Source organism: Streptomyces sp. XY431 (genome assembly GCF_001279805.1).
GTDB classification, from domain to species: domain Bacteria; phylum Actinomycetota; class Actinomycetes; order Streptomycetales; family Streptomycetaceae; genus Kitasatospora; species Kitasatospora purpeofusca.
The window spans coordinates 1-23779 of the sequence record NZ_LGDO01000184.1; the positions used below are offsets into that span (position 1 = coordinate 1).

Annotated in this window: 22 protein-coding genes, 1 pseudogene and 1 riboswitch; of the genes and pseudogenes, 15 read left to right on the plus strand and 8 right to left on the minus strand. The window is 73.7% G+C overall.

Annotation, left to right across the window (positions count from 1 at the left end; genetic code table 11):
- Positions 1-37 precede the first annotated feature (37 nt).
- From ADK60_RS19360 to ADK60_RS19380, 5 genes are all read left to right on the plus strand, one after another.
- Positions 38-1066, plus strand: a complete 1029-nt coding sequence (locus ADK60_RS19360; protein WP_053647599.1) for an ABC transporter substrate-binding protein — start codon at positions 38-40, stop codon at positions 1064-1066.
- 68 nt (positions 1067-1134) lie between these two features.
- The gene (locus ADK60_RS19365) at positions 1135-1941 is read left to right on the plus strand and encodes an ABC transporter permease (protein WP_053647675.1); all 807 of its coding nucleotides are present in this window, start codon (positions 1135-1137) and stop codon (positions 1939-1941) included.
- A complete protein-coding gene (locus ADK60_RS19370) occupies positions 1938-2714 on the plus strand; it encodes an ABC transporter ATP-binding protein (RefSeq protein ID WP_079008514.1) in 777 nt (258 codons plus the stop codon). The genes ADK60_RS19365 and ADK60_RS19370 overlap by 4 nt, the downstream gene beginning before the upstream one ends.
- A gap of 87 nt (positions 2715-2801) precedes the next feature.
- Positions 2802-3770 (plus strand): ABC transporter substrate-binding protein, encoded by a 969-nt coding sequence (locus tag ADK60_RS19375; RefSeq protein ID WP_079008515.1) that lies wholly within the window; start codon positions 2802-2804, stop codon positions 3768-3770.
- Between the two features lie 3 nt (positions 3771-3773).
- Positions 3774-4850: an LLM class flavin-dependent oxidoreductase gene (locus ADK60_RS19380; protein WP_053647601.1), complete on the plus strand. Its 1077-nt coding sequence runs from the start codon at positions 3774-3776 to the stop codon at positions 4848-4850.
- A gap of 231 nt (positions 4851-5081) precedes the next feature.
- Here the strand turns inward: ADK60_RS19380 and mgrA are convergent, their stop codons facing one another.
- The gene (gene mgrA / locus ADK60_RS19385) at positions 5082-6074 is read right to left on the minus strand and encodes an L-glyceraldehyde 3-phosphate reductase (protein ID WP_053647603.1); all 993 of its coding nucleotides are present in this window, start codon (positions 6072-6074) and stop codon (positions 5082-5084) included.
- Between the two features lie 363 nt (positions 6075-6437).
- Between mgrA and ADK60_RS19390 the strand changes: the two genes are divergently transcribed.
- The 5 genes from ADK60_RS19390 (at position 6438) to ADK60_RS19410 (ending at position 10427) form a co-directional block, all read left to right on the plus strand.
- Complete coding sequence (locus ADK60_RS19390; protein WP_053647605.1) at positions 6438-7469, plus strand: LLM class flavin-dependent oxidoreductase; 1032 nt, start codon at positions 6438-6440, stop codon at positions 7467-7469.
- Between the two features lie 278 nt (positions 7470-7747).
- A complete protein-coding gene (locus tag ADK60_RS19395; RefSeq protein ID WP_045942007.1) occupies positions 7748-8314 on the plus strand; it encodes a TetR/AcrR family transcriptional regulator in 567 nt (188 codons plus the stop codon).
- Positions 8315-8353: 39 nt separating this feature from the next.
- Complete coding sequence (locus tag ADK60_RS19400; protein WP_053647607.1) at positions 8354-8992, plus strand: DUF4865 family protein; 639 nt, start codon at positions 8354-8356, stop codon at positions 8990-8992.
- Between the two features lie 17 nt (positions 8993-9009).
- Positions 9010-9501 (plus strand): carboxymuconolactone decarboxylase family protein, encoded by a 492-nt coding sequence (locus ADK60_RS19405; RefSeq protein WP_234371159.1) that lies wholly within the window; start codon positions 9010-9012, stop codon positions 9499-9501.
- On the plus strand, positions 9498-10427 hold the full coding sequence (locus tag ADK60_RS19410; RefSeq protein WP_053647609.1) for a phosphotriesterase family protein: 930 nt from the start codon (positions 9498-9500) through the stop codon (positions 10425-10427). The genes ADK60_RS19405 and ADK60_RS19410 overlap by 4 nt, the downstream gene beginning before the upstream one ends.
- Positions 10428-10530: 103 nt before the next feature.
- On the opposite strand, the pseudogene ADK60_RS46725 reads toward ADK60_RS19410, so the two are convergent.
- A pseudogene (locus ADK60_RS46725) lies at positions 10531-10617 on the minus strand (SDR family NAD(P)-dependent oxidoreductase); the annotation flags it as partial.
- Between the two features lie 204 nt (positions 10618-10821).
- Between ADK60_RS46725 and ADK60_RS46730 the strand changes: the two are divergent.
- Both ADK60_RS46730 and ADK60_RS19420 read left to right on the plus strand, forming a co-directional pair.
- Entirely contained in the window at positions 10822-11061 is a 240-nt protein-coding gene (locus tag ADK60_RS46730; RefSeq protein ID WP_079008517.1) for a hypothetical protein, read from the plus strand.
- A gap of 274 nt (positions 11062-11335) precedes the next feature.
- Complete coding sequence (locus tag ADK60_RS19420) at positions 11336-12484, plus strand: alpha/beta hydrolase (protein ID WP_053647613.1); 1149 nt, start codon at positions 11336-11338, stop codon at positions 12482-12484.
- Between the two features lie 51 nt (positions 12485-12535).
- On the opposite strand, the gene ADK60_RS19425 is transcribed toward ADK60_RS19420, so the two are convergent.
- Positions 12536-12865 carry a MoaF-related domain-containing protein gene (locus ADK60_RS19425; RefSeq protein WP_052709344.1) on the minus strand — a complete coding sequence of 110 codons (330 nt, stop codon included), beginning with the start codon at positions 12863-12865 and terminating at the stop codon, positions 12536-12538.
- Positions 12866-13178: 313 nt separating this feature from the next.
- Positions 13179-13346: riboswitch (cyclic di-AMP (ydaO/yuaA leader) on the plus strand.
- 3 nt (positions 13347-13349) lie between these two features.
- Between ADK60_RS19425 and ADK60_RS42080 the strand changes: the two genes are divergently transcribed.
- A complete protein-coding gene (locus ADK60_RS42080) occupies positions 13350-14603 on the plus strand; it encodes a glycoside hydrolase family 16 protein (protein ID WP_079008518.1) in 1254 nt (417 codons plus the stop codon).
- Positions 14604-14630: 27 nt separating this feature from the next.
- Here ADK60_RS42080 and ADK60_RS19435 read toward each other — a convergent pair whose 3' ends face one another.
- Together ADK60_RS19435 and ADK60_RS19440 are read right to left on the minus strand one after the other, a co-directional pair.
- A complete protein-coding gene (locus ADK60_RS19435; protein WP_159400496.1) occupies positions 14631-15254 on the minus strand; it encodes a hypothetical protein in 624 nt (207 codons plus the stop codon).
- A gap of 166 nt (positions 15255-15420) precedes the next feature.
- Positions 15421-16161, minus strand: a complete 741-nt coding sequence (locus tag ADK60_RS19440; RefSeq protein ID WP_030392023.1) for an IclR family transcriptional regulator — start codon at positions 16159-16161, stop codon at positions 15421-15423.
- 257 nt (positions 16162-16418) lie between these two features.
- Here ADK60_RS19440 and aceB point away from each other — a divergent pair, with 257 nt between their 5' ends.
- On the plus strand, positions 16419-18068 hold the full coding sequence (gene aceB / locus ADK60_RS19445) for a malate synthase A (protein ID WP_053647620.1): 1650 nt from the start codon (positions 16419-16421) through the stop codon (positions 18066-18068).
- A 111-nt stretch (positions 18069-18179) separates the two neighbouring features.
- Here the strand turns inward: aceB and ADK60_RS19450 are convergent, their stop codons facing one another.
- Positions 18180-19190, minus strand: a complete 1011-nt coding sequence (locus tag ADK60_RS19450) for an ArsR/SmtB family transcription factor (RefSeq protein WP_053647623.1) — start codon at positions 19188-19190, stop codon at positions 18180-18182.
- Between the two features lie 55 nt (positions 19191-19245).
- On the opposite strand from ADK60_RS19450, the gene ADK60_RS19455 reads away from it, so the two are divergent.
- Positions 19246-20556 (plus strand): MFS transporter, encoded by a 1311-nt coding sequence (locus ADK60_RS19455; protein WP_053647626.1) that lies wholly within the window; start codon positions 19246-19248, stop codon positions 20554-20556.
- A gap of 257 nt (positions 20557-20813) precedes the next feature.
- Here the strand turns inward: ADK60_RS19455 and ADK60_RS19460 are convergent, their stop codons facing one another.
- Together ADK60_RS19460 and ADK60_RS19465 are read right to left on the minus strand one after the other, a co-directional pair.
- Positions 20814-22199 carry an 8-oxoguanine deaminase gene (locus ADK60_RS19460; RefSeq protein WP_045942022.1) on the minus strand — a complete coding sequence of 462 codons (1386 nt, stop codon included), beginning with the start codon at positions 22197-22199 and terminating at the stop codon, positions 20814-20816.
- 55 nt (positions 22200-22254) lie between these two features.
- Entirely contained in the window at positions 22255-23724 is a 1470-nt protein-coding gene (locus tag ADK60_RS19465) for a nucleobase:cation symporter-2 family protein (protein ID WP_079008519.1), read from the minus strand.
- Between the last annotated feature and the right edge of the window lie 55 nt (positions 23725-23779).

The following is a 23779-nucleotide window of genomic DNA, read 5'->3' on the forward strand; positions in this document are numbered from 1 at the left end:
CTCTCCGCCCGCGCCCCCCGACCTAGGAGCCGACCCCGTGAATCCCTCCCGCCCCGTCCTCGCCGCCACCGTCCTGCTCGCCACCACCCTCCTGGCCGCCTGCGGCTCCTCCGCCGACGGGGGAGCGACCGCCGCCGGAGGGGGCAAGGCCGACAAGGCCGAGGCGGTGCTCCGGCTCCCCGACCCCGGGAACAACGGCTTCCTCGCCCTGGGGAAGAAGGACGGCTCGCTCGACCGCGCCCTCGCGGCCGTGCACGCCAAGGTCGCCTGGACCGGCAGCGCCGGCCCCTTCGCCCCCGCCGCCCAGGCCCTCTCCGCCGACCAGCTCGACGTCGCCCAGGGCTCGATCACCTCCGCCGTCGCCGCGCTCGCCCAGAAGCCCGGCTTCAAGCTGTTCGCCCAGACCGCCCCCGACGGCGTCGGCGAAGGCATCCTGGTGAAGAACGGCTCGCCCATCAAGACCGTGCAGGACCTCGTCGGCCACAAGGTCGCCGTGAGCCAGGGCGGCACCAGCGAGTACCTGCTGCTCAAGGCACTGGAGAAGAACGGCATCCCGGCGGACAAGGTCGAGCGGGTCTATCTGCGCGCCGACCAGACGGCGGGCGTCTTCAACTCCGGGCAGGTGGACGCCTGGGCCACCTGGAACACCTTCTCCACCCCGTCGATCGCCAACTCGGGCGCGCACTTCCTGGTCAACGGCAGGGAGGTCGGCTCCGACAACTACGCCGTCTGGGCCGTCCGCAACGGCTTCGCCGACAAGCACCCAGAGGTGGTGAAGGCCTTCTACACCTATCTGCGCGAGAACGGCCTCAAGGAGAAGGCCGACCCGGCCGCGTACCTCAATGTCTTCACCGACTCCGGGCCGACCGCCGTCACCGCCGCCGAGAAGGACGTCGCCGTCGAGGTGACCCGCCAGGGCGCCGCCGCCGACGCCATCGGCGAGGCCGACATCGCCCGCTTCGGCACCGTCGCCGCGTTCTTCGCGGAGCAGAAGGTCACCAAGCAGCCGGTCGACGTCAAGCCCTATCTGATCGACCTCGGGACGCTCGGCGGTGGCGCCAAGTGACCACCGCCACCCAGGCGTCGGGTGTCGGCAGCACCGATCCGGAGACCGCCGCCGCCCGCGCCGCCGGACTGGTCGAACCGCGCACCCGCCGCCGGACCTCCCGCCCCCGCGCCCTCGCGCTGACCCTGCGCGCCCTCGGCCCGCTGGCCCTCCTCGGGGGCTGGGCCCTCGCCTCCGCCACCGGCGCGCTCACCCAGGACGTGCTCGCCTCGCCCGCCCAGGTCGCCGAGGCGGTCGGCGAACTGTGGGGCAACGGCCAACTCACCGACGCCCTCGGCGTCTCGCTCACCCGGGCCGGCCTCGGCCTGCTGATCGGCGCCGGCACCGGGCTGGTGCTGGGCGTCGTGACCGGCTTCTTCCGCCTCGGCGAGGAACTCCTCGACTCGGCGGTCCAGGTCCTGCGCACCGTCCCCTTCCTCGCCCTGGTCCCGCTGTTCATGGTCTGGTTCGGCATCACCGAGACCGCCAAGGTCGCGCTGATCGGTGTCGCCACCAGCTTCCCCATGTACGTGTCGACCTCCGGCGGGGTCCGCAACACCGACCCCAAGCTGATCGAGGCCATGCGCAGCTTCGGCCTCGGGCGCTGGGCGATCGTGCGCACCGTCGTCCTGCCCGGCGCCCTGCCCGCCCTCCTCTCCGGCCTGCGGCTCTCCATGACGCTCAGCGTGATCGCCCTGATCGCCGCCGAGGAGATCAACTCCACCGAGGGCATCGGCTACTTGATGGCCCAGGCGCAGAACTACTCCCGTACCGACATCCTCGCCGTCTGCATCCTGATCTACGGGGTCCTGGGACTCACCGCCGACGGCATCGTCCGCCTGCTGGAGCGGGTCCTGATGCCCTGGCGCAGGGCCGCCCAGGGAGGCACCCGATGACCACCACCCCCGCCGTCGCCCCCGCCGTCGCCCCCGCCGTCACCGCCGCCCCGGCCCCCGACTCCGGCTCCGCGCGGGTCGAACCGGCCGTCCATCTGCGCGGCCTGCGCCGGGTGTTCGGCACCCGGGCCGTCCTCGACGGAGTCGATCTCTCCATCGCCCGGGGCGAGTTCGTCGCGCTGCTCGGCGCCAGCGGCACCGGCAAGACCACCCTGCTGCGCATCCTCGGCGAGCTGGACCGGGCCGACGGCGGAACGGTCCTCGTCCCGCCGGTGCGGACGGTGGTCTTCCAGGAACCGCGGCTGGTCCCCTCGAAGCGGGTGCTCGCCAATGTCACCGTCGGCCTGCCGCGCGGTGCCGCCACCCGGGAGACCGGGCTGAAGGCGCTCGCCGAGGTCGGCCTCGACCGGCACGCCGACGCCTGGCCGGTCACCCTCTCCGGCGGCGAGGCGCAGCGCGCCGCACTCGCCCGCGCTCTGGTCCGGGCACCCCAACTGCTGCTGCTGGACGAACCGTTCGCCGCCCTGGACGCGCTCACCCGGCTGCGCATGCAGGACCTCGTGGGCGATCTGGTCCGCCGTCACCGGCCGGCCGTGCTGCTGGTCACCCATGACGTGGACGAGGCGGTGCGGCTCGCGGACCGGGTCGCCGTGCTCCGGGACGGCAAGCTGGTGCGCGACCAGCACGTGGGCGTCGCCCGCCCGCGCGACCCGGCCGACCCCGCCTTCGCCGAACTGCGCCGCCGGCTGCTCGCCGACCTCGGCGTCCACTGACACCGAGCGCCCCCTCGGCAACCGCCCCTCTCCCGACCCCCCTCTCCCGAACCCCCTCGCCCCACCCGCACCACAGGAGTTGATCCCATGGCCATCACCCTCGGCGTCCACGCCAGCAATCCGTCCCTCTACTACCTCTCCCGACTCGACTATCTGGACGAGGAGTTGGCGCTGCTCGGGGAGACCGGAGAGTTCCACCACTACACCGACGGGACGCGTACCGGCGAGCTGCTGGCGGAGGGCGTGATCGACTTCGGCGGCACGGGCTCCACCCCGCCGGTGACCGCCCAGGCCGCCGGGCACGACCTGGTCTACGCGGCGGTGTCGGCGCCCCGGCCCGACCACGGCGCGCTGCTGGTGAGCGCCGACGGGCCGGTGCGGTCGGTCGCGGACCTGAAGGGCGGCACCGTCGTCCTGGCCATCGGCTCCTGGCAGACCCACCTGCTCGCCAAGGCCCTGCACGCGGAGGGCCTCTCCTACGCGACCGATGTCACGGCCGTCCGCCCGGCGGCGGGGCAGGACCAGGCGCGGTGGCTGCGCGAGGGCGGGATCGCCGGCTGGATCGCCCAGGGCGCCGAACTCGCGGCCGCCCGGCGCGAGGGCGGGTTCCGCGAGCTGGTCCGCACCGGCGAGGTCATCACCGACCGCTCGGTGTTCTTCACCCGGCGCGGCTTCGCCGTCGACCGGCCCGAGGTGGTCGCGGCGATCGTGACCGCCCTGCGCCGCGCGGATGCCTGGGTGGCCGCCCACCTCTCGGAGGCGGCCGCGATCGCCGCGGCGGACCTCGGCGGCAGCGCCGAGGACTGGCGGACCGCCCTGGCCGGGCTGCCGTGGCGGCTGGAGCCGGCGACCGCCGGGTTCGTCGCCGAGCAGCAGGAGGCGGCCGACATCTTCCACCGGGTCGGCTTCGTCGACCGCCGGGTGCTCGTCGCCGACGCCCATCTGCCCGCACTGGAGGCCCCGGTGGCCGCCGCGGCCACGGACCCGACGGCCGCCGCCGCCGACACGGCCGTCACCGCCGTCACCGCCGTCACCGCCGACACCCGGGCGGTCTGACCGATGGCCTCCGAATTCCTCTGGTACATCATCCCGCGCGAGGGCCACTACCCCTGGGAGCCGGCCGGACGCCGCCCGGTCGACCTCCGCTACCTCCAGCAACTCGCCGGCAGTGTCGAGCGGTTGGGCTACACCGGCGCGCTGCTGGCGACCGACCTGCACGACGTGTGGGACCTCGGCAACGCACTCGCCGCCGCCACCACCCCGGCGTTCAAGCCGCTCCTCGCCGTCCACCCCGGGCTGATCTCGCCCACCCTGCTGGCCAAGATGGCGCTCAGCTTCGACCACCTGCACGGCGGACGACTGCGCTTCAACGTGGTCAACGGCTCCACCGAGCAACTGCGCGAGTACGGCCTGCACGTCGAGCACGACGACCGCTACCGCCTGAGTGCCGAGTACTGGTCGATCGTCAAGCGGCTCACCTCCGGCGAAGTCTTCGACCACAAGGGGGAGTTCTACGACCTCCGGAACGCCGGGGCGAGCCTGCGCGAGCTCACCCCGGTCCAGCCGGGCGGCATCCCGCTCTGGTTCGGCGGCAGTTCGGCGGCCGGGATCGAGATGGCCGCCCAGCACGTGGACGTCTACCTCACCTGGGGCGAACCGCCGCAGCAGCTCAAGGAGAAGCTCGACCTGGTCCGGGAGCGCGCCGCCGCGCACGGACGCACCCTGCGGATCGGCCTGCGGCTGCACCTGATCGTCCGCGACACCGAGGACGAGGCCTGGGCCGCCGCCGACCGGCTGCTCGGCGTGACCAGCGAAGCCACCTACGCCCGCCGGCTGGGCGGGGCGCGCGGCGAGGACGGCATCGGCTGGCAGCGGCAGTTCCGGCAGCACGGCGGCAAGGTGCCGGCGCGGGCCCGGGAGTTGGAGGTCCACCCCAACCTGTGGCCCGGAATGAGCCTGTTCCGCCCCGGCCCGGGCACCGCCGTGGTCGGATCGACGGCCCAAGTGGTCGAGCGGCTCCAGGAGTTCGAGTCGCTCGGGGTGGACACCTTCATCCTCTCCGGCAATCCGCTGCTGGAGGAGGCCCACCGGGTCGCCGAGACGGTGCTACCGGCGCTGGGCGTCCAACGCCGGTAGGGCACCGGGAAGGAGGGGGAACGGCAGCGGCGAGGTCAGCGCCAGCTGCCGGGCGAAGCGGGCGACGGCCCGGAGGAGGTACATCCGCACGACGGGCTCCCGAGATCTCGAAGGACGCGTACGGACGGTCCCGTACACGCGGTCCAACGAGCGCGGTGCCCCGCCGGTCACGCATCGACCGGCGGGGCACCGCGGTGTCGCTCCGGGAGCGCCCCGGTGGCTCGGCGCGCCTCAGCGGCTGAGCGCGTCGATCTCCGCGAGCTCCTCGTCCGTCAGCGGACCGCCCGCCAGCGCGTCGATGTTCTGGTCCAGCTGCCGGACGCTGCTGGCTCCGATGATCACCGACACCACCCGCTCGTCCCGCAGGACCCAGCTCAGTGCCAGCTGCGCCAGGGTCTGCCCGCGCCGCTCGGCCACCTTGTTCAGCGCCCGCAGCTGGTCCAGCTTGGCCCCGGTGAGCGCCTCCTCGCGGAGGAACTTGCCCACCGACATCCGTGACCCGCTCGGCACGTCGCCGGTGAGGTAGCGGTCCGTCAGCAGGCCCTGGGCGAGCGGCGAGTAGGCGATCAGGCTGGTACGGGTGTCGGCGACGGCGTCCAGCACGCCCTCGTCCTCGACGTAGCGGTTGAGGATCGAGTACGAGCACTGGTTCATCAGCACCGGCGTGCCCAGCTCGCGCAGGATCGCCACGGCCTCCCGGTGCTGCTCCGCCGGGTAGTTGGAGATGCCCGCGTACAGTGCCTTGCCGGACCGGACGGCCGAGTCCAGCGCACCCATGGTCTCCTCGAGCGGGGTGTTCGCGTCGTAGCGGTGCGAGTAGAACACGTCCACGTAGTCGAGGCCCATCCGGCCCAGCGACTGGTCCAGGCTGGCCAGCAGGTACTTGCGGCTGCCGCCGTCGCCGTACGGGCCGGGCCACATGTCGTAGCCGGCCTTGGAGGCGATGAACAGCTGGTCCCGGTACGGGCGGAAGTCCTGCGCGAACAGGTGGCCGAAGTTGCGCTCGGCACTGCCGTACGGCGGACCGTAGTTGTTGGCCAGGTCGAAGTGGGTGATGCCCCGGTCGAAGGCCCGGCGCAGCACCGCCTGCTGGACGTCCAGCGGCTGGGTGTCGCCGAAGTTGTGCCACAGGCCGAGTGAGACGGCCGGGAGCAGCACGCCGCTGCGGCCGGCCCGGCGGTAGGTCATCGAGGCATAGCGGTCTTCCGCGGCGAGGTAGCTCATGGCAGACATCCTGCCAGGTCGGGGTCGACGGGCCGAGGGGCGTGCCGCGGTCGTCGGGAGCCGCACCCGGGTTGGCGGGGGCGGCCCTTGCCCGGAGTGCGGGCCGATGCCTATGCTCGCGGAAGATCGTGGATCGTGCGCGTGCGAGCGGAGGGGGCCGGAGCGATGTGCGTCCGTGCCGTCGACCTGCGCTGTTGTCGCCCCCGCAGCGCCGCGTGCTGAACGCCGGTTCCTGAACTCCCGACCGGCCCCGCGCGATCCGACCCTTCGGTGCTGCCCCTGCGCGAGCGGCCGACCGTGGGGCGCTCCGCCGGGCCGCCGCGCCGGCCGTCCGCCCACCGAGCGCCCCCCAAGGAGACCGCCGTGCGGTTCATCGTCTCGTCCCTCGCCTCCAACGTGCCCGATCCCGTCACGGGTGTGCGGCGCACTCCGCACGAGAAGGTGCACAACATCATCGATCAGGCCGTCACCGCCGAACGTCTCGGCTTCGACGGCTACGGAGTGGGAGAGCGGCACGGCGAGCCGTTCCTGTCCCCGGCTCCGGCCGTGCTGCTGAGCGCGGTCGCCGCCCGCACCTCGGCGATCCGGCTGTTCACCACCGTGACCGTGCTGTCCGTCGTGGATCCGGTCCGGGCCGCGGAGGAGTACGCCCTCGTCGACCAGATCTCGGGCGGGCGCGTCGAGTTGATCATCGGCAAGGGCAACGACCCGCGCCTGTTCGAGCAGTTCGGCCTGGCGGAGGACCGGCAGTGGGAGGCGCTCGCCGAGAACTACGGCCTGCTGCGCCGGCTCTGGCGGGAGGAGAAGGTGACCTGGGAGGGCGGCACCCGGCCGCCGTTGCACGCGGTCACCACCTGGCCCCGGCCCTATCAGGAGCCGATCCCGGTCTGGCACGGCAGCGCGACCAGCACGCTCTCCACCGACCTGGCCGCCCGTTACGGCGATCCGCTGTTCTCGGCCAACACCTCGCACCCGATGGAGCAGTACAAGGCACTGGTGGACCACTACCGCGAGCGCTGGGAGCACTACGGCCACGACCCGAAGGACGCCCGGGTCGGCACCGGCTTCGGCGGACTGTTCGTCGCCCGGCGTTCGCAGGACGCGTTCGCCGGCTTCCGCCCGTACTGGGAGGCGATGGCGAGGTGGGCGGCGGGCCGGCGCAACGGCTCGACGTTCACCTCGCTGGAGGACGCCGTGGAGCGCGGCTCCCTGCTGGTCGGCAGTGTGGAGCAGGTGATCGAGAAGATCCACCGCTATCACGAGGCCTTCGGCAACGAGGTGGTGGGCATCGGTGTGGACCTGCTCACCGAGGGCGCCCAGCGCGAGCAGCTGGAGCTGTTCGCGGGCGAGGTCGCGCCGGTGGTCCGGCGCGACCTGCCCTCCCGGCGGCCGTGATCGGCCTCGACGGGCCGCCGCTCCGCCGTCGGTGACGCACCGTGATCGACGGTGGCCGTGCGAGGTGATGAGCGCCACGGTCCGCCGGTGAGTGCCGCGGGGTGTTCCTGGGGACGACGATCACGCAGGGCCGTGGACCGCCGGGGGGCGGCCCACGGTCCACGGTCCGCGGTCCGCGGGCGTTCGAGCCTTCGGGCATTCGGGCGCTCGGGCAGGCTTCGAGGTTCTGTACCTACTGGTATGTACAGTCAGCTGTACCAGTAGGTACAGTGACGGCCATGGCAACCCAGGACCGCCTCATCGAAACCACTCAGGAACTCCTCTGGGAGCGCGGCTACGTCGGCACCAGCCCCAAGGCCATCCAGCAGCGGGCGGGCGTCGGCCAGGGCAGCATGTACCACCACTTCGACGGCAAGTCCGACCTCGCCGCCGCGGCCCTGCGCCGCAGCGCCGAGCAGATGCGGGCCGTCGCGGAGGCCGACCTCGCCGGTCCCGGGACCGCCTACGAGCGGGTCGCCGCCTATCTGGGGCGTGAGCGCGACGCGCTGCGCGGATGCCGGATCGGCCGGATGGCCCAGGATCCGGACGTGGTCGCCGACCCCCGGCTGCGCGCGCCCGTCGAGGAGACCTTCGACTGGCTGCGCGGGCGGCTCGCCGCCGTGATCGCCGAAGGGCAGGCGAACGGCGAACTGCGGCCCGGGGCCGAGCCCGCCGACCTCGCCGCCGCCGTGGTCGCCGTGGTGCAGGGCGGCTATGTGCTCGCCCGCGCCGCCGACAGTGCCGAACCGTTCGAGCAGGCCGCCCGCGGTGCCCTCGCCCTGTTCGCCGCCCACCGCCGCGACTGAGCGGCAGCACATCCCCCGTCGCCCCACCCGGAGTCCGCCGTGCACGCGATGCAGTACGAGATCACCCTGCCCGCCGACTACGACATGAGCACCGTCCACCGGCGGATCGCTACCAAGGGCCCACTGCTGGACAGTTGGCCCGGCCTCGGCCTCAAGGCGTACCTGGTGCGCGAACGCGGCCGCGACGGTTCGCCCGTCAACCAGTACGCGCCGTTCTACCTCTGGCGCACCACCGAGGGCCTGAACGCCTTCCTCCTCGGCCCCGGATTCCGCACCCTCTGCGCGGACTTCGGCCGCCCCGCCGTCCGGCACTGGATCGGCGCCGGCCTCCGCCGGGGTCCGGCGGCCGACGGCTCGGCCGTTGCCGGTCAGGCCGCTGCCGGTCCGGCCGCAACCGGTCCGGTCGTCGTACCCGGTCCCGTCGCCGCCACCAGGCTGACGGAACGGCTGCCGGAGGGCGCTGACCCGGCCGAGGCCGTCGAACGGGCCCTGGCCGAACTGCCCGACCACCCCGACCTGCACACCGCCGCCGTCGCCCTCGACCCCGCCCGCTGGGAACTGCTGCGGATCGCCCTGTGGCGCGCCGACGCCCCGGCCGGGGCGCCCGGCACCCGGTACCGCGTGCACCACCTCTCCAGCCCCGAACTCGACCGGCTGCCCGTCGGCCGCCACTGGTGAAAGGACCGTCCCACCCCGTGAATCCGGCAGCCACCACCCCGACTCCGCCCGCCGACCGCTCCCTCGACGCGGGCCTGGTGCCCTCCCCGTTCGACCGGGCCGCCGGTCACGCCCTGCTCGCCGAACTGGCGGGCGAGCGGACCCGGTCCGGCACGCTCGGTCCGCTCGACGAGCTCGCGCCGGGCTTCGCGGACTGGATCGTCACCGCGCTCTTCGGCGGCACCTACCAGCGGCCCGGACTCGCCCTGCGGGACCGCCAGGTGGCCAATCTGGCGGCGCTCACCGCGCTCGGCGGCGTGGAGCCGCAACTCGCCGACCATGTGCGCAACAGCCTGCGGATCGGCCTGAGCAGGACGGAGGTCACCGAGGTCCTGGTCCACCTCGCGCCCTATGTCGGCGTGCCCAAGGCGCTGGCCGGACTGCGCGTCGCCGCCGCCGTCTTCACCGAGGCCGAGGCGGAAGCGGCCGCCACCCCGGAGGCGCCCGGGACCGGGGGAGCGGCGGAATGAACGCCCCCAGCCGCCCCAGTCACAGCGTCCGCACCGTCCTCGGCGACCTCGATCCGGCCGAACTCGGCGTCTGCGACGCCCACGACCACCTCTTCCTCCGCAGCCCCAGGCTCCCGGGGGAGGAGCTGGACGACCCCGCCGCCGCCGAGGCGGTGCTGCGGGGCTTCGCGGCCGCCGGCGGCCGGGCCTTCGTCCAGTGGACGCCGGCCGGGATGTGGCGACGGGCCGACGCGCTGCCCGGACTCTCCCGGGCGACCGGGGTCCACCTGGTCGCGGCCACCGGGCTCCACCAGGCGGTCCACTACGATCCGGCGGAGCTCGACCGGCGCTACGAGGGCCTGGCCGGCTTCTTCACCGCCGAGCTCACCACCGGACTGCGGGGCGCCCCCGAGGGCGTCCGCGCCGGACTGATCAAGGTGGCGGGCGACTACCACGGCCTCGACCCGCACACCCGCCGGGTGATGGCGGCGGCCGCCGAGGCGCACCACGCCACCGGCGCGCCGATCGCCGTGCACCACGAACTCGGCACCGCCGCACCCGATGTCCTCGACCTGCTCTGCGAACGGCACGGCGTCCCGCCCGAGCGGGTGGTCCTCGGGCACCTCAACCGGTTCCCTGACCTCCGGCTGCACCGCGAACTCGCCGCGCGTGGCGCCTTCGTGGCCCTGGACGGCCCCTCGCGGGCCAACCACGCGACCGACCACCACCTCTTCGACACGGTGGCGGCCCTGGTCGAGGCGGGACACGGCGGCCAACTGCTCCTCGGCGGCGACACCACCACCCGTACCGCCCGTTCCGCTCCCGGGCCCACGCACCTCCTCACCGCCCTCGCGCCCCGGCTGGCCCGCGCGTTCGGCCCCGAGGTCCCGCACGGCATCCTCACCGCCAACCCGGCCCGGGCGTTCGCAGTGGAGTGGCGGGGGTGACCCCCGGCCCCCGATGACGCCCCGACAGCGGCGAGGCCCCGGTCGTACTACCCGCAGGGCAGTACGACCGGGGCCCGGAGCCCGTCGGCGTCACATGTGGGTGGGCGACGACCCGGCCGCCCTCGGCGAGGATCCGGTGCACGGTGGCCCGGCCGATGCCCGAGCCGCCGCCGGTGATCAGGACGTTCAGGACGCCGTCGCCCCGCTGCTCGCGGCCGGCGGCGAACGCTGGGTGCGGCTGTTCACGGAGAGCGCGTCCGACCTGCCGGTCCGGGAGGCGCTGGAGCGTTCGGCGGCGGAGTCCCTGAACCCGTCCGACGCGCCCGCCGTCGAGGCCCTGCGCTGGACCCGCGACCTGCTGCGCGACCCCCGGCTGGCCACGGTCTGGCAGCGGGTGCACGCCGACTCCGAGGAGCGGCTGCGGGCCGCGATCACCGACCGCTGCCCGCCCGGCACCGACGTACTGGAGATCCGGCTCGCCGCTGCCGCCGCCACCGCCGCGATCCGGGTCGCACTGGAGCAGTGGGCACGCTCCGGCGCCCCGGCCACCGGCCCCGGTTCGCCGCGCGAACTCGGTGCCCGCTGCATGCGCGAACTCACCGCGGGCCTCGACCTGTGGACCCGCGTCAACTGACGCCGCCTCCGTCACCCGCTCCGCCGCAACAGCCCGCGCAACCGCGGAACGCGGCGGACCGGGGCCCGAAGCACACCCCGGCGGCCCGCTTCTCCTCCTCAAGGCCGATGGCGTCACCGCTGGTCGGCGGGGGCGGTGGGTGCCCCGGAGCGGCTAGGCTGGGTGGTCGCGCCTCGGCGACGGTGCCCCACTGCGGACGGGGGAACCGGGGCGGCCCTCCCGGGTGTCCTTCCCTCGGGGGCGGGGGAGTACGAGGCGTGGGAGCAAATACGACATGGGTCTGACGAGCCACAAGGTGCTGGCACTGACCGTTCTGATCGCCGTCGCGGCGATGGTCGGGACGATCTGGCTGTGGCCGAGACTGTCGAAGCGGAGCTGGAAGGCCGTCCTCGGCCGGATCGGTGCCCTGCTCGTCACCCAGTTGGCCGTCCTCGCCGCGCTCGGCCTGGTCGCCAACAACTACTTCGCGTTCTACAGCAGCTGGGACGACCTGCTGGGCACCGGGGACAGCGGGCCGGTGGTGATCCACAACAAGGTGGACGCGTCCGGCCGGCTGCGCGTCGAGACCATCGGCCACGCCGAGGTGCAGGGCGGCGGGGCGCTCGGCCGCGACCGCGAAAAGTCCGGCGAGATCCGCGAGGTCCGCATCGACGGCGCCACCACCCGCCTCTCCACCGAGGGGTACGTCTACCTGCCGCCGCAGTACTTCCAGCCCGAGTACGAGCAGAAGCAGTTCCCGGTCCTGGTCGTCAGCACCGGCTTCCCGGGCATCGCCAAGAACCTCGTCACCCGCCTCAACTACCCGGGCGCGGCGCTGAAGCTGCTTCAGGAGGGGCGGATGCAGCCGACGGTGCTGGTGCTGGTGCGCCCCTCGCCCGCGCTGCCGCAGGACACCGAGTGCGAGGACGTCCCGGGCGGTCCGCAGACCGACGCCTACTTCGCCAAGGACGTGCCCTCGGCGATCCAGGCCACCTACCGGGTCTCCGCCGACCCGCGGGCCTGGGCGTTCATGGGCAACTCCACCGGCGGCTACTGCGCGCTCAAGCTGGCGATGCGTCACCCCGACGTCTACCCGACCGCCGTCTCGCTCTCCGGCTACTACCAGGCGGCCGACGACCCGAGCACCGGCGACCTCTACAACGGCAGCGAACAGCGCCGCAACGAGGCCGACCTGATGTGGCGTCTCAAGAACCTGCCGCAGCCCGCGATCTCCGTGCTGCTGGCCGGCACCCGGGAGGGCGACGGCAACTACCGGCGCGAGACCGAGGCGTTCGTGGCCGCCGCGCACGGCCCGATGAAGGTCTCCTACAGCATGCTGGAGACCGGCGGCCACAACTTCGAGACCTGGAGCAAGCTGCTCCCGTCCTCACTGGAGTGGATCTCCCAGCGCCTGACGGTCCCGGCCGCCAGTCCGTCGGCCTGACCCGACCGCCCGGGTGTCCGGCCGGGACCCGCGGGCGGGCGCTCGGGGTGCTCAGGCCACCTGCTCCAGGGTGCCGGTGTGCAGCTCGCCGACCCGGCCGCCCTCGCCCTCGTACGTCCAGAACGCGCGGACCGTCATCCGGGTCAGGTCCATGACGTGGCTCACGGTGATGCCGCTCACCTCGGTCCAGCTGACGAAGTAGAGCTGCGGGCCGACCTCGGCGACATGCAGGGAGACGTCCTCCCACTGGCCCGCCGATTCGCCGAGGCCCTCCCAGCGCAGCCGCTTGCCGTCGGCCGAGTACGCGTTGCGGAACGCCGCGCCGTTGTCGACCCGGAACAGGAAGGTACGGCCGGCGAAGGCGGGCAGGGACGCGGTCATGGTGGGGCGGGTCTCCTCGTCTCTGGACGTGCTGTCGTGGTGCTCGCTGCGACCCGGACGGTTCCGGACGCGGATGGATCTCCAACCTATCCGACCACCCCGCCTCCGTGGCGCACTTTCCCCGCCGGACCCGCCACCACGGCCACCACGGCCCGCCTGGAACGGTCGCCGGGGGCGCGGGGCGGCGGTGTGAGCTGCGCGACAACCGCCCCGGGAAGGTTGTCCGTGCGCGGACGGCCTGCCTAGCCTGCAGAGGCTTCCGCCACAGCGGAGCCCCGCCGTCGGGACGCCGAGTCCCGTCCACCCGCCGGCCGGCAATCGAGCACCACAGCGGACGGGAGCGGGGGACCCAGGTCAGTGCCCGGCCGCGCGCCAACCGTGCGCGTGTGTCGAGGCTAGGGGTGAAGCCGCTCTCCGGACGGCCGGGCAACCTCGCGCCCGAACCCGACAGCTCACCTCGTAGGCGTCGCAGAGGACCACTGCCATGCCCACTGCCTCCCCGCAGCCCCCTCGGCCTGCCCGGAACCCGGGCCTCCAGGCCCGCCGCCCGGCCGCCCGCCACGCCCGTCCCTCCCACCGGGGCCGCACCGCCGCCCTCGCCGCGACCGGGGCGCTCGCCGTCACCGGTGCCGGACTGCTCGGCCTTCCGGCCGTGACCGGCGCCCAGGCCGCCGCTCTGCCGACCGTCACCCAGGACAAGCTCGCCCCGGCCACCATGGTCGCGGGCAAGGCGACGGCCGCCTCGCTCACGCTGCACTCCTCGTCCTGCTTCACCGCGAAGACCGTCGGCGTCGGCATCCGCGACGCGGCCGGGCGCAACCTCGACTTCCCCGGCAACAGGAGCAACGTCCAGGTCTGCCCCGCCGGCCTGTCGATCACCACCGGTACCCGCACTCTGGCGGCCGGCACCTACACCCAGTTCGGCTTCTGGCAGGACAGCGCCGGCGGCTGGCACAACCTGCCCTCCCGCCAGCTCGTCGTCTCCGCCGCCACCCCGACGCCGACCCCCACGCCGACGCCCACCACCCCCACCACGGGTGCCCCGGTCGCCGGCAAGCAGCTCACCTGGTCCGACGACTTCAACAGCCTCGCCCTCGGCTCCCGCTGGACCGCCGACCGGAGCAGCTCCTACCACTACGGCGACCACAACCCGAACGACAACAAGCTCGACTGGCTGAACAAGAACAACGTCGCCGTCTCCGGCGGCGTCGCCACCTTCACCGCCAGGCCGAGCACGCACACGCTGGAGAACGGCAAGCAGGCCTGGGACACCGGGCTGCTCACCACCGAGTACTCCAGCGAGGGCTTCAAGGTGAAGACCGGCGACTACATCGAGACCCGGGTCAAGCTCCCCGCCGGCACCGGCGCCTGGCCGGCGCTCTGGACGTGGAACAGCACCAGCGGCACCCACGGGGAGATCGACTCCTTCGAGTACCACACCGACAACCCGAACCTGCTGGAGCTGACCAACCACATCAACCCGGGCCACCTGTACCTCACCGACGCCAAGGCGATCGCGAAGGACGGCTGGGTCACCATCGGCACCCACTACGGTGCGAGCTCGGTCGACTGGTACATCAACGGCACCAAGGTCTTCTCGGACGGCAAGGGTGTCGGCGCCGACTGGGCGGCGTACCCGATCCTCAACCTGTCCCTGAGCGCGGGGAACTACCACCCCGCGCCCTCGGGCACCACGCCGATCACCTTCGCGGCGGACTACGTCCGGGTGTACCGCTAGCAGCGGCCACAGGTCCGGGGCCGACGGTCAGACGGCCGGCCTCGGACCTGTGGTCTCGACGACCTCGATCGTGAACGGCTGCCGGTTGTTCGCGTCGTTCCGGTCGTCGTCGCCGCGCACCGCGACGTAGCCGCCCGTCAGCTCGCCGACGGGGACGTCGGGGGAGAGCCGGAGCGGGATCAGGGCCGTCGCGCTGCGGAACTTCGGCAGACCGGCCGGGAAGGTGCAGCGCACCCGGTGGCCGTTCTGGAACTCGTAGCAGTTCTCCGGGAAGAACGGCCCCTCGGCCGTCACCCCCGCCGGCAGGGTGACCACGACGGTGAACGGCGAGGCGGTCCGGTCCGGACCGAGGTTGCCGACGAAGGCGTGCAGGGTGGTGGTGCCGCCGGGCGCGGCCGGCTCCGGGTCGATCCGGACGACGTAGAGGTCGGAGTCCGAGGGCACCGCCGCCGCGGCCGGGTCGGCGGTCGTGCCCGGATCCGCGGCCCCGGGATCACCGGCCCCCGGTGCCGGGGCGCTCGTCCCGGGTGCGGGCGTCTTGTCGTCCGGCGGACAGACCGCGCCGGCCTGTCCGGCGGCCAGCACCGCCACCGTGCACCCCGTCACCAACGACCTGCCGAGAAGCCTTCGAACGGAACCGCTGCGGGTCATCGCCGCTCACCCTGCCCTTCGTGTCCGGCGCGCCCGCGCCGTCGCGGGCCGCGTCCGCACCAGCGTGGCCGACGGGTGTCCGGGGCCGGGGCAACCCGCCCTCGGGCGGCTCGAAGGGTGGCTCGAACGGGTGAACGCCCGGGCGTGCCGCGTCTGCGACCGAACGTCAGGGTGCCAGGACCTGGCCCAGCCGGGCCGCGATCCCGTGCATCACTGGCACCAGCGACGCCGCGCCGGCCTGCTCCTCCAGCGCCCTGATCCGGGCCTCCGGGCCGGAGACGGACAGCGCCGTCGGGGTCGGTGCGCCGGGAACGGCGAGGGCGATGCAGCGCACGCCGATCTCCTGCTCCTGGTCGTCGACCACATAGCCGCGCTCGCGCGCCTCGGCGAGCTGGGCCATCAGCTCCTGCGGGTCGGTGACGGTGTGCGGGGTGTGCGCGGGCAGCGGGTTGGGGCCGAGCACGGCGCGCGCCTCCTCGTCGGGCAGCTGCGCCAGCAGCGCCTTGCCGACGCCGGTGCAGTGCGGCTGCACCCGGCGGCCGACCTCGGTGAACATCCGCATCGATCGCCGCGACTGCACCTGCCCGACGTACACCACCTCGCCGCCCTCCAGCACCGCCAGGTTGGCGGTCTCGCCGGTGGCCTCCATGAGTTCGGCCAGGTAGGGGCGGGCCCAGCTGCCGAGCAGTCGTCCGGCGGTCTCGCCGAGCCGGATCAGCCGCGGGCCGAGGGTGTAGCGGCGTGCGGTGTCCTGGCGGACATAGCCCTGCTGCACGAGGGTACGAACCAGGCGATGGATGGTCGGCATCGGCAGTCCGGAGGAGGTGGAGAGCTCGCTGAGCGTCGCCACGCCGCCGGAGTCGGCGAGCGCCTCCAGCAGTTGGAAGGCCCGTTCGACGGACTGCACTCCGCCGCTGGTGCGCTCCTGCCCCGTCGGGGCGGGCGCCTTCGGGGCACCGCCCTCGCTGCTCGCGGTGCTCCCGCTGCTCGCGCTGCTCTCACTGCTCTCACTGCTCTCGGAGGTCGGGGCCACCGGCGTTCCCTTCGCGGTCGGAGGAGGAGTACAGTCCCAGCGATCATCTCAACAAACCGTTGAAATTCTGTATCGCGGAAACTAGTCTCCACCTTACAGAATCAAGCCCTCCACTTAGGAGTGTCCTGCTCATGGCTGCAGATCAGGGACCCGGAGCTTCCCCCACCGCTCCGGTCGTCACGGTCGCGGGTCCGCGCGTCCACCGGGCCGAGGAGGTGCTCACTCCGGAGGCGGTCGCCTTCGTCGTCGGCCTGCACCGCTCCTTCGAGGGCCGGCGCCGCGAGTTGCTCGCCCGCCGCCGGGAGCGCCGCGCCGGGATCGCCCGCACCGGCACCCTGGACTTCCTGCCCGGCACGGCCGAGGTCCGCGCCGCCGACTGGCGGGTCGCCGAGGCGCCGAAGGCGCTCCAGGACCGCCGGGTCGAGATCACCGGCCCCACCGACCGCAAGATGGTGATCAACGCGCTCAACTCCGGCGCGAAGGTCTGGCTCGCCGACTTCGAGGACGCCACCTCCCCGACCTGGGAGAACGTGGTGAGCGGTCAGATCAACCTGATCGACGCCTTCGAGGGCCGGATCGACTTCAGCAGCTCCGCCGGCAAGGCGTACACCCTGCGGCCGGCCGCCGAACTCGCCACCGTCGTGGTCCGCCCCCGCGGCTGGCACCTCGACGAGAACCATCTGCTGGTCGACGGCGAGCCGGTGGCCGGCGCGTTCCTCGACTTCGGCCTCTACTTCTTCCACAACGCCGCCCGGCTGCTCGCCCGCGGCGCGGACGACCCGAACTCCGGGCCGTACTTCTACCTGCCGAAGACCGAGAGTCACCTGGAAGCCCGGCTCTGGAACGACGTGTTCACCCACGCCCAGGCCGAACTCGGCATCCCGCACGGCACGATCCGCGCCACCGTCCTCATCGAGACCATCACCGCCGCCTTCGAGATGGACGAGATCCTCTACGAGCTGCGGGACCACGCCGCCGGTCTCAATGCCGGCCGCTGGGACTACCTGTTCTCCATCGTCAAGAACTTCCGCGACGCCGGCGAGCACTACATCCTGCCCGACCGCAACACCGTCACCATGGCCTCGCCGTTCATGGCCGCCTACACCCGGCTGCTGGTGCGGACCTGCCACCGGCGCGGCGCGCACGCGATCGGCGGCATGGCCGCGTTCATCCCCAGCCGCAGGGACCCCGAGGTCAACGCGGCCGCGCTGGAGAAGGTCAAGGCCGACAAGGACCGCGAGGCCGGCAGCGGCTTCGACGGCTCCTGGGTCGCGCACCCGGACCTCGTCCCGGTCGCCCGCGCCTCCTTCGACGCCGTCCTCGGCGCCCGCCCGCACCAGAAGGACAACCCCGGCCCGGCCGAGCCGGTCACCGCCGACCAGCTGCTCGACATCGCGGGCGCCGGCGGCAGCTGCACCCGGCACGGGCTGCACAACGCCGTCCAGGTCGGCATCCGCTACATCGAGGCCTGGCTGCGCGGCCTCGGTGCGGTCGCCATCTTCAACATGATGGAGGACGCCGCCACCGCCGAGATCTCCCGCTCGCAGATCTGGCAGTGGATCCACAACGACGTCGTCCTCGCCGACACCGGGGAGAAGGCCACCGCCGACCTGGTCCGCCGCCTGGTCGCCGAGGAACTGACCGCGCTGCGGGCCGAGGTCGGCGACGAGGTCTACGCCGCCGGCCGCTGGCGCGAGGCCGCCCACCTCTTCGAACAGGTCGCGCTGGCCGAGGAGTTCGCGGACTTCCTGACCCTGCCCGCACTGCCCCTGCTGGGCTGAGGGTCACGCTACTGGCCGGGCGCGCCGTTCCGTACGAAGGCGCCCGGTACGGCGACACCCGGTACGACTGCACCCGGTACGGCGGCGCATCGCCCGGCGGCGCACCGACCGTCACCCGCCGCGGCAGGTCAGCGCGTCACCGAGGCTGCTGCGCCGGTAGAGCACCCGGCGGCCGTGCCGGGTGCGGTCCAGCAGACCGGCCGCGGTCAGCGCCCCCAGGTGGCGGCTGACCGCGCCGGGCGTCACCCCCAGCCGGTGGGCGAGATCGGTGGTGGTGGCGGGCGACGTCAGGAGGACCAGCAGCCGCGCCCGCGCCGCCCCGACCAGTCCGACCAGTGCGGCCGGCGCCCCGCCCGGCCCGGCCCGTCCGGCCAGGCCCTCCGCCATGGTCGCCCGGCCGCGCGCCGGGTAGGCGATCAGCGGCGGGCCGTCCTGGGTGATGTCGGTCTGCGCACCGAGCCCGGCCAGCGTCGGGATCAGCACCAGGCCCCGCCCGGCCACGTCCACCGAGGTGCCCAGCGCCTGGACCGCCGGATTGGAGTCGTTCAGCCGCAGCACCCCGGCCCGCCAGGAGATCCGGCCGTCGAGGTCCGCGAACAGCCCCTCCGAACCGCGCTCCGAGAGCATCCGGCCCCGGTAGGCGAGGTCCGCCTCCAGCACCTCCCGTGCCCGCGGCCACCACGCGGGGGCCAGGCAGCGCGCCCAGTACGCCGACAGCGCCTCCGCCACCCGGTCCCGCAGCGCCGTCGGATCGTCGACCAGCGCGGTGAGCACCGGCGGCAGCGGACTCCCGTCCCCGGAGTAGGCGGCCAGCACGTCCGTCCTGACCTCCTCCGGCGGGGTCCTGGCCAGCTCGGCCAGCTCGTCGTGGAAGTCCGGCCGGGGCACCGCCGGGCGGGGCGTCAGGAAGTCCGGCACGAAGGCGTTCGGCGTGATCAGCGCGTCCAGCAGCGCGGTGTCCAGCGTCTCCCAGCGGTCCTGCCAGCCGGCGATCCAGGGCTGCTGCTCCGGGTAGTACCACGTCCAGCGGCGGGCGCGCAGGCCCAGCACCGTCTCCTGCAGGGGGGAGTAGGTGAACCAGGTGGCGGCGAGGTCGTCGACCCCGAGGCGGAACTCGAACATTGACCGTAACGGTAAAAGAATTCCGCCCGTCCGGGAACCCCGCTGTCCTTGGTCCATGACTTCCTCCCCTCGCACGGAGGCGCGCCCGCGCGCCTCCGGCCGACGCCTCCTGCCCGCCGACCCGCTGCTGCGCAGACTCGTCCTGATGGGGCTGGTGAACTCCGTCGGGGACGGGCTCTTCGTCACGGTGAACGTGCTGTTCTTCACCCGCTCCATCGGTCTGACGCCCACGTCGGTGGCGCTCGGCCTCACCGTCGCCGGCGTGTGCGGGGTGTTCGCCGGGGTGCCGATGGGGCGGCTCGCCGACCGGGTCGGGAGCAAGCGGCTGCTGCTGGTGGTCGGGCCGCTGGAGGCGGCGGCCGTGCTCGGCTACGCCTTTGTGCACTCCTTCGCCGCGTTCGTGGTGCTGGCCTGCGCCGCGACGACGCTGGCGCGCGGGGCGGCGGCGGTGCGCAGCGCGCTGATCGCCCGGGCGCTGCCCGCCGAGGGGCAGGTGCGGGCGCGGGCGCTGCTGCGCTCGGTGATGAACGCGGGCCTGGTGGTCGGCTCGGGCGGTGCGGCGCTCGCGCTGCAGGCCGACAGTTACACCGGGTACGTCACCATGCTGGTGCTGGACGCGGTGAGCTTCCTGGGCGTGACGGTGCTGCTGGCGGGCCTGCCGGTGTCGGCGACCGCCGCCGCTGCCGCCAGTGCCACAGGTGCCACGGGCGGCACGGGTGCCGCCGCCGAGGACCGGCGCGGTCCCCGGACGGCGCTGCGCGACCGCCGGTATCTGCTGGTCACCGCGCTGCACGCGGTGCTGGAGCTGCAACTCGCCGTGCTGACGGTGGGGTTGCCGCTGTGGATCGTGCTCGGCACCCGGGCGCCGGCGGCGACGGTGGCGGCGGTCAATGTGGTCAACTGCGTGCTGGTGGTGGCGTTCCAGGTGCGGGCGAGCCGGGGTGTCGCCGATGTGGCGTCGGCGGCGCGGGCCTGTGCGCGCGGGGCGCTGCTGCTGGCGGGCGGGTGCCTGGTCTACGCGGTGGCGCAGTACGGCCCGGCGTGGGCGGCGGCCGGTGCGCTGCTGGTGGGGGCGCTGGTGCACAGCCTGGGCGAACTGCTGACCTCGGCGGGCGGCTGGACGCTCAGCCTGGACCTGGCGGACCCGCGGGCGCACGGCGAGTACCAGGGGGTGTTCATGAGCGGGCAGGCGGCCGCGCATGTGATCGGGCCGCTGGTGGTCACGCTGACGGCGGTGGACCACGGGGCGGTCGGCTGGGTGGTGCTGGCGGGGGTGTTCGCGCTCGCCGGACCGGCACTGACGGCGGCCGTGCGGGGTAAGGCCCCGGGCGCCGCCGCCCCGGGCCCGGCCGTCCGCCTCGGCTGAGCCCCGGGAGTCGGCCTGTCGCGCACCGGTGCGGGCGCCCCACGGGGGTGGGAGCCGGCTCCGGTGCGGCGGCACGCCGCGGCCCCGGACCCTCGCCGTGGGTCCGGGGCCGCGTTCCGCCGGCCGGGCGGGTCGGACCGGGAGGGTCCGGGTCCTTTCCGGTCGGCGGAGTCCGGGTGACGCACCGTCCCTGGGGCGGCCCGGAGTTCGGGTGGAGTGGCAGCCGGATCGAGCAGCCGGATCGAGCGGGCGGAGCGTCAGATCGGCCGGGCAGCAAGCTCCTTGGCGGCCCGGGCGCAGGCCTGTGCGATCCGGTCCTCGTTCACCGTGGTGAGCTGCCCCTTCTCGACCACGGCGTTGCCGTTGACGAAGAGCACGGCCAGCGGCGGCAGCGCGCCGAGGGCGAGCGCGGCGACCGGGTCGGCGATCGAGGAGTGCAGGATGCCGTCGACCTTCCACAGCGCGAGGTCGGCGAGCTTGCCGGCCTCGATCGAGCCGATCTCGTTCTGCCGGCCGAGCACCCGGGCGCCGCCCATGGTGCCCAGGCGCAGCGCCTGCCGGGCGGTGAGCGCGGTCGGGGTGCCGTGCAGCCGGTTGATCAGCAGGGCGTTGCGCAGCTCGGTGCCGAGTTCGCCGGACTCGTTGGAGGCGGTGCCGTCGACGCCGAGGCCGACCGGGACACCGGCCGCCAGCATGTCGGGGACCCGCGCGATCCCGGCGGCCAGCCGGGCGTTGGAGGACGGGCAGTGGGCGACGCCGGTCCCGGTCTCGGCGAACTTGGCGATGTCGGAGTCGTTCATGTGGACGCAGTGCGCCATCCAGACGTCCTCGCCGAGCCAGCCGACCGACTCGAAGTAGTCGGTCGGGCCCATCCCGAACAGCTCCTTGCAGAAGGCCTCCTCCTCGGCCGTCTCGGAGCCGTGGGTGTGCAGCCGGACGCCCTTGCGGCGGGCGAGTTCGGCGGACTCGCGCAGCAGCCGGGTGGAGACCGAGAACGGCGAGCAGGGCGCGAGCGCGATCTGCAGCATCGAGTCGGCGGAGGCGTCGTGGTAGCGGTCGACGGCCTGCTCGGAGGCGGCGAGGATCGCGTCCAGCTCCTCGACGGCGTGGTCCGGGGGCAGGCCACCGTCCTTCTTGCTGCGGTCCATCGAGCCGCGCAGCGCGGTGAACCGCAGGCCCAGCTCCTGGACGGCCTCGATCTCGGCGCCGAGGATGTCGCCGCCGTCCTTGGGGAACACGTAGTGGTGGTCGGCGGCGGTGGTGCAGCCGGACTTGAGGAGCGCGGCGGCGGAGCCCTGGGCGGCGGCGTGCACGAGCCGGTCGTCGATCCGGGCCCAGGTCGGGTAGAGGGCGACCAACCAGTCGAAGAGGATGTCGTCCTGGGCGAGGCCGCGGGTGATCCACTGGTAGAAGTGGTGGTGGGTGTTGACCAGGCCGGGGGTGACGAGGTGGCCCTCGGCGTTGATCCGGCGTACCACGTTGTCCAGCCAGGCCGGGGCGGGGCCGTCGCCGACCGACTCGATCCGGTTGCCGAGGAGGACCACATGGCCCCGGGCGTACTCGGTGTCGTGGGCGTCGACGGTGGCGATCGCGGCGTTCTCGATGACGATCCGCTGATCGGCGGGCGGGGGCTGGACTGCCATGGTGACTCCAAGGGGGAGGGCCGGGCGGGCACGGGGCGCATGCCCGCCCGGTGGGTCAGGAGGGTGACGGGGTCGCCGTCGGCACCGACGGGTCGGAGGACCCCTCGGTGGCGGCCCGGCGGGTGGCGCCGAGGTGGTGGAACAGCAGGTTGAGCAGGACGGCCGCGACGCAGCCGGCCGAGATGCCGGAGTGGAGCAGGGTGCGGGCGGCCTCCGGGAAGGCGTCGTAGAAGGTCGGCGCGGCGATCGGGACGATGCCGACGCCGAGCGAGACCGACACCAGGACGGTGTTGGCGCCCGAGTCCAGGCCGGCCTCCGCGAGGGTGCGGATGCCGCTGGCGGCGACCGTGCCGAAGAGCACGATCCCGGCGCCGCCCAGGACGGGTTGCGGGACGAGCGAGACGACCGCGCCGAGCACCGGGAACAGTCCGAGCAGGACGAGCAGTCCGCCGCCGGTGGCGACCACGAAGCGGCTGCGGATCCCGGTCAGTGCCACCAGCCCGATGTTCTGGGCGAAGGCGCTGGCCGCGAAGCCGTTGAAGACCGGGCTGACGGCGGTGGCGAGACCGTCGGCCCGCAGTCCGGCGGCGAGGGTCTTCTCGTCGGCCTCGCGGTCGACGATCCGTCCCAGGGCGAGCATGTCGGCGGTGGACTCGGTCATGGCGACCACCATGACGATGCACAGCGAGGCGATCGCGGCGGCGTCGAAGATCGGCGCGCCGAAGTGGAAGGGCGAGGGCAGGGCGAAGATCCGGGCCTCGTGGACGGCGCCGAAGTCGGCCAGCCCGAGCGGGAAGGCGAGCAGGGTGCCGACCGCCAGGCCGACGAGCAGGGAGAGCTGCTGCCAGAAGCCGCGCAGCAGCCGGTTGCCGAGGACCACCGCGCCGAGGGTGAGCGCGGCCAGCCCGATGGCCTTGGTGGAGCCGTAACCGGGGGCGTCCGGCGAACCGCCGCGCGCCCAGTTGACGGCCACCGGGAGCAGGGACACCCCGATGAGGGTGATCACGGTGCCCTGGACGACCGGGGGGAAGAACCTGATCAGCTTGCAGAAGTACGGTGCCGCGAGGAGGCACAGGATCCCCGCGACGATCACCGCGCCGAAGATCACCGGGAGGGCGTCCTTCGGCCCGTGCTCCTTCGCGATGGCGATCATGGGGGCGACGCCGGCGAACGAGACGCCGTTGACGAACGGGAGCCGGGCGCCGATCCGCCGGACGCCGATGGTCTGGAGCAGGGTGGCCAGTCCGGCGGTGAACAGGCTGGCCGATATCAGGAGGGCGAGTTCGGCGGGGCTCAGGCCCACGCCGGCGCCGACGATGAGCGGGGGAGCGACGACTCCCGCGTACATCGCGGCCACGTGCTGGAGCCCGCTGGTGAGGAGCCTCACCGGGGGCAGGAGCTGGTCCACGGGGTGGACCTCCGGTCCGGACGGCGTGCCGGCGGGGCGCGCCGGTGCGCCGTCCGGGCCGGGTGTTCTCGCAGGGGTGGAACCGCCGTCGGTGCTGCCGGTGTTGCTGGGTGCCATGTCGAGCCCCTCTTGTGCCTCGGCTCTCGGCGCGCCCGTGACGCTGGAGGTGTTC

Coding starts and splice junctions, on each gene's coding strand:
- ADK60_RS19375 (WP_079008515.1), top strand. CDS start 2,802: ATGGCCATCACCCTCGGCGTCCACGCCAGCAATCCGTCCCTCTACTAC.
- ADK60_RS19410 (WP_053647609.1), top strand. CDS start 9,498: ATGAACGCCCCCAGCCGCCCCAGTCACAGCGTCCGCACCGTCCTCGGC.
- ADK60_RS19380 (WP_053647601.1), top strand. CDS start 3,774: ATGGCCTCCGAATTCCTCTGGTACATCATCCCGCGCGAGGGCCACTAC.
- ADK60_RS19450 (WP_053647623.1), bottom strand. CDS start 19,190: ATGTTCGAGTTCCGCCTCGGGGTCGACGACCTCGCCGCCACCTGGTTC.
- ADK60_RS19395 (WP_045942007.1), top strand. CDS start 7,748: ATGGCAACCCAGGACCGCCTCATCGAAACCACTCAGGAACTCCTCTGG.
- mgrA (WP_053647603.1), bottom strand. CDS start 6,074: ATGAGCTACCTCGCCGCGGAAGACCGCTATGCCTCGATGACCTACCGC.
- ADK60_RS19420 (WP_053647613.1), top strand. CDS start 11,336: ATGGGTCTGACGAGCCACAAGGTGCTGGCACTGACCGTTCTGATCGCC.
- ADK60_RS19435 (WP_159400496.1), bottom strand. CDS start 15,254: ATGACCCGCAGCGGTTCCGTTCGAAGGCTTCTCGGCAGGTCGTTGGTG.
- ADK60_RS19370 (WP_079008514.1), top strand. CDS start 1,938: ATGACCACCACCCCCGCCGTCGCCCCCGCCGTCGCCCCCGCCGTCACC.
- ADK60_RS19460 (WP_045942022.1), bottom strand. CDS start 22,199: ATGGCAGTCCAGCCCCCGCCCGCCGATCAGCGGATCGTCATCGAGAAC.
- ADK60_RS19465 (WP_079008519.1), bottom strand. CDS start 23,724: ATGGCACCCAGCAACACCGGCAGCACCGACGGCGGTTCCACCCCTGCG.
- ADK60_RS19425 (WP_052709344.1), bottom strand. CDS start 12,865: ATGACCGCGTCCCTGCCCGCCTTCGCCGGCCGTACCTTCCTGTTCCGG.
- ADK60_RS42080 (WP_079008518.1), top strand. CDS start 13,350: ATGCCCACTGCCTCCCCGCAGCCCCCTCGGCCTGCCCGGAACCCGGGC.
- aceB (WP_053647620.1), top strand. CDS start 16,419: ATGGCTGCAGATCAGGGACCCGGAGCTTCCCCCACCGCTCCGGTCGTC.
- ADK60_RS19455 (WP_053647626.1), top strand. CDS start 19,246: ATGACTTCCTCCCCTCGCACGGAGGCGCGCCCGCGCGCCTCCGGCCGA.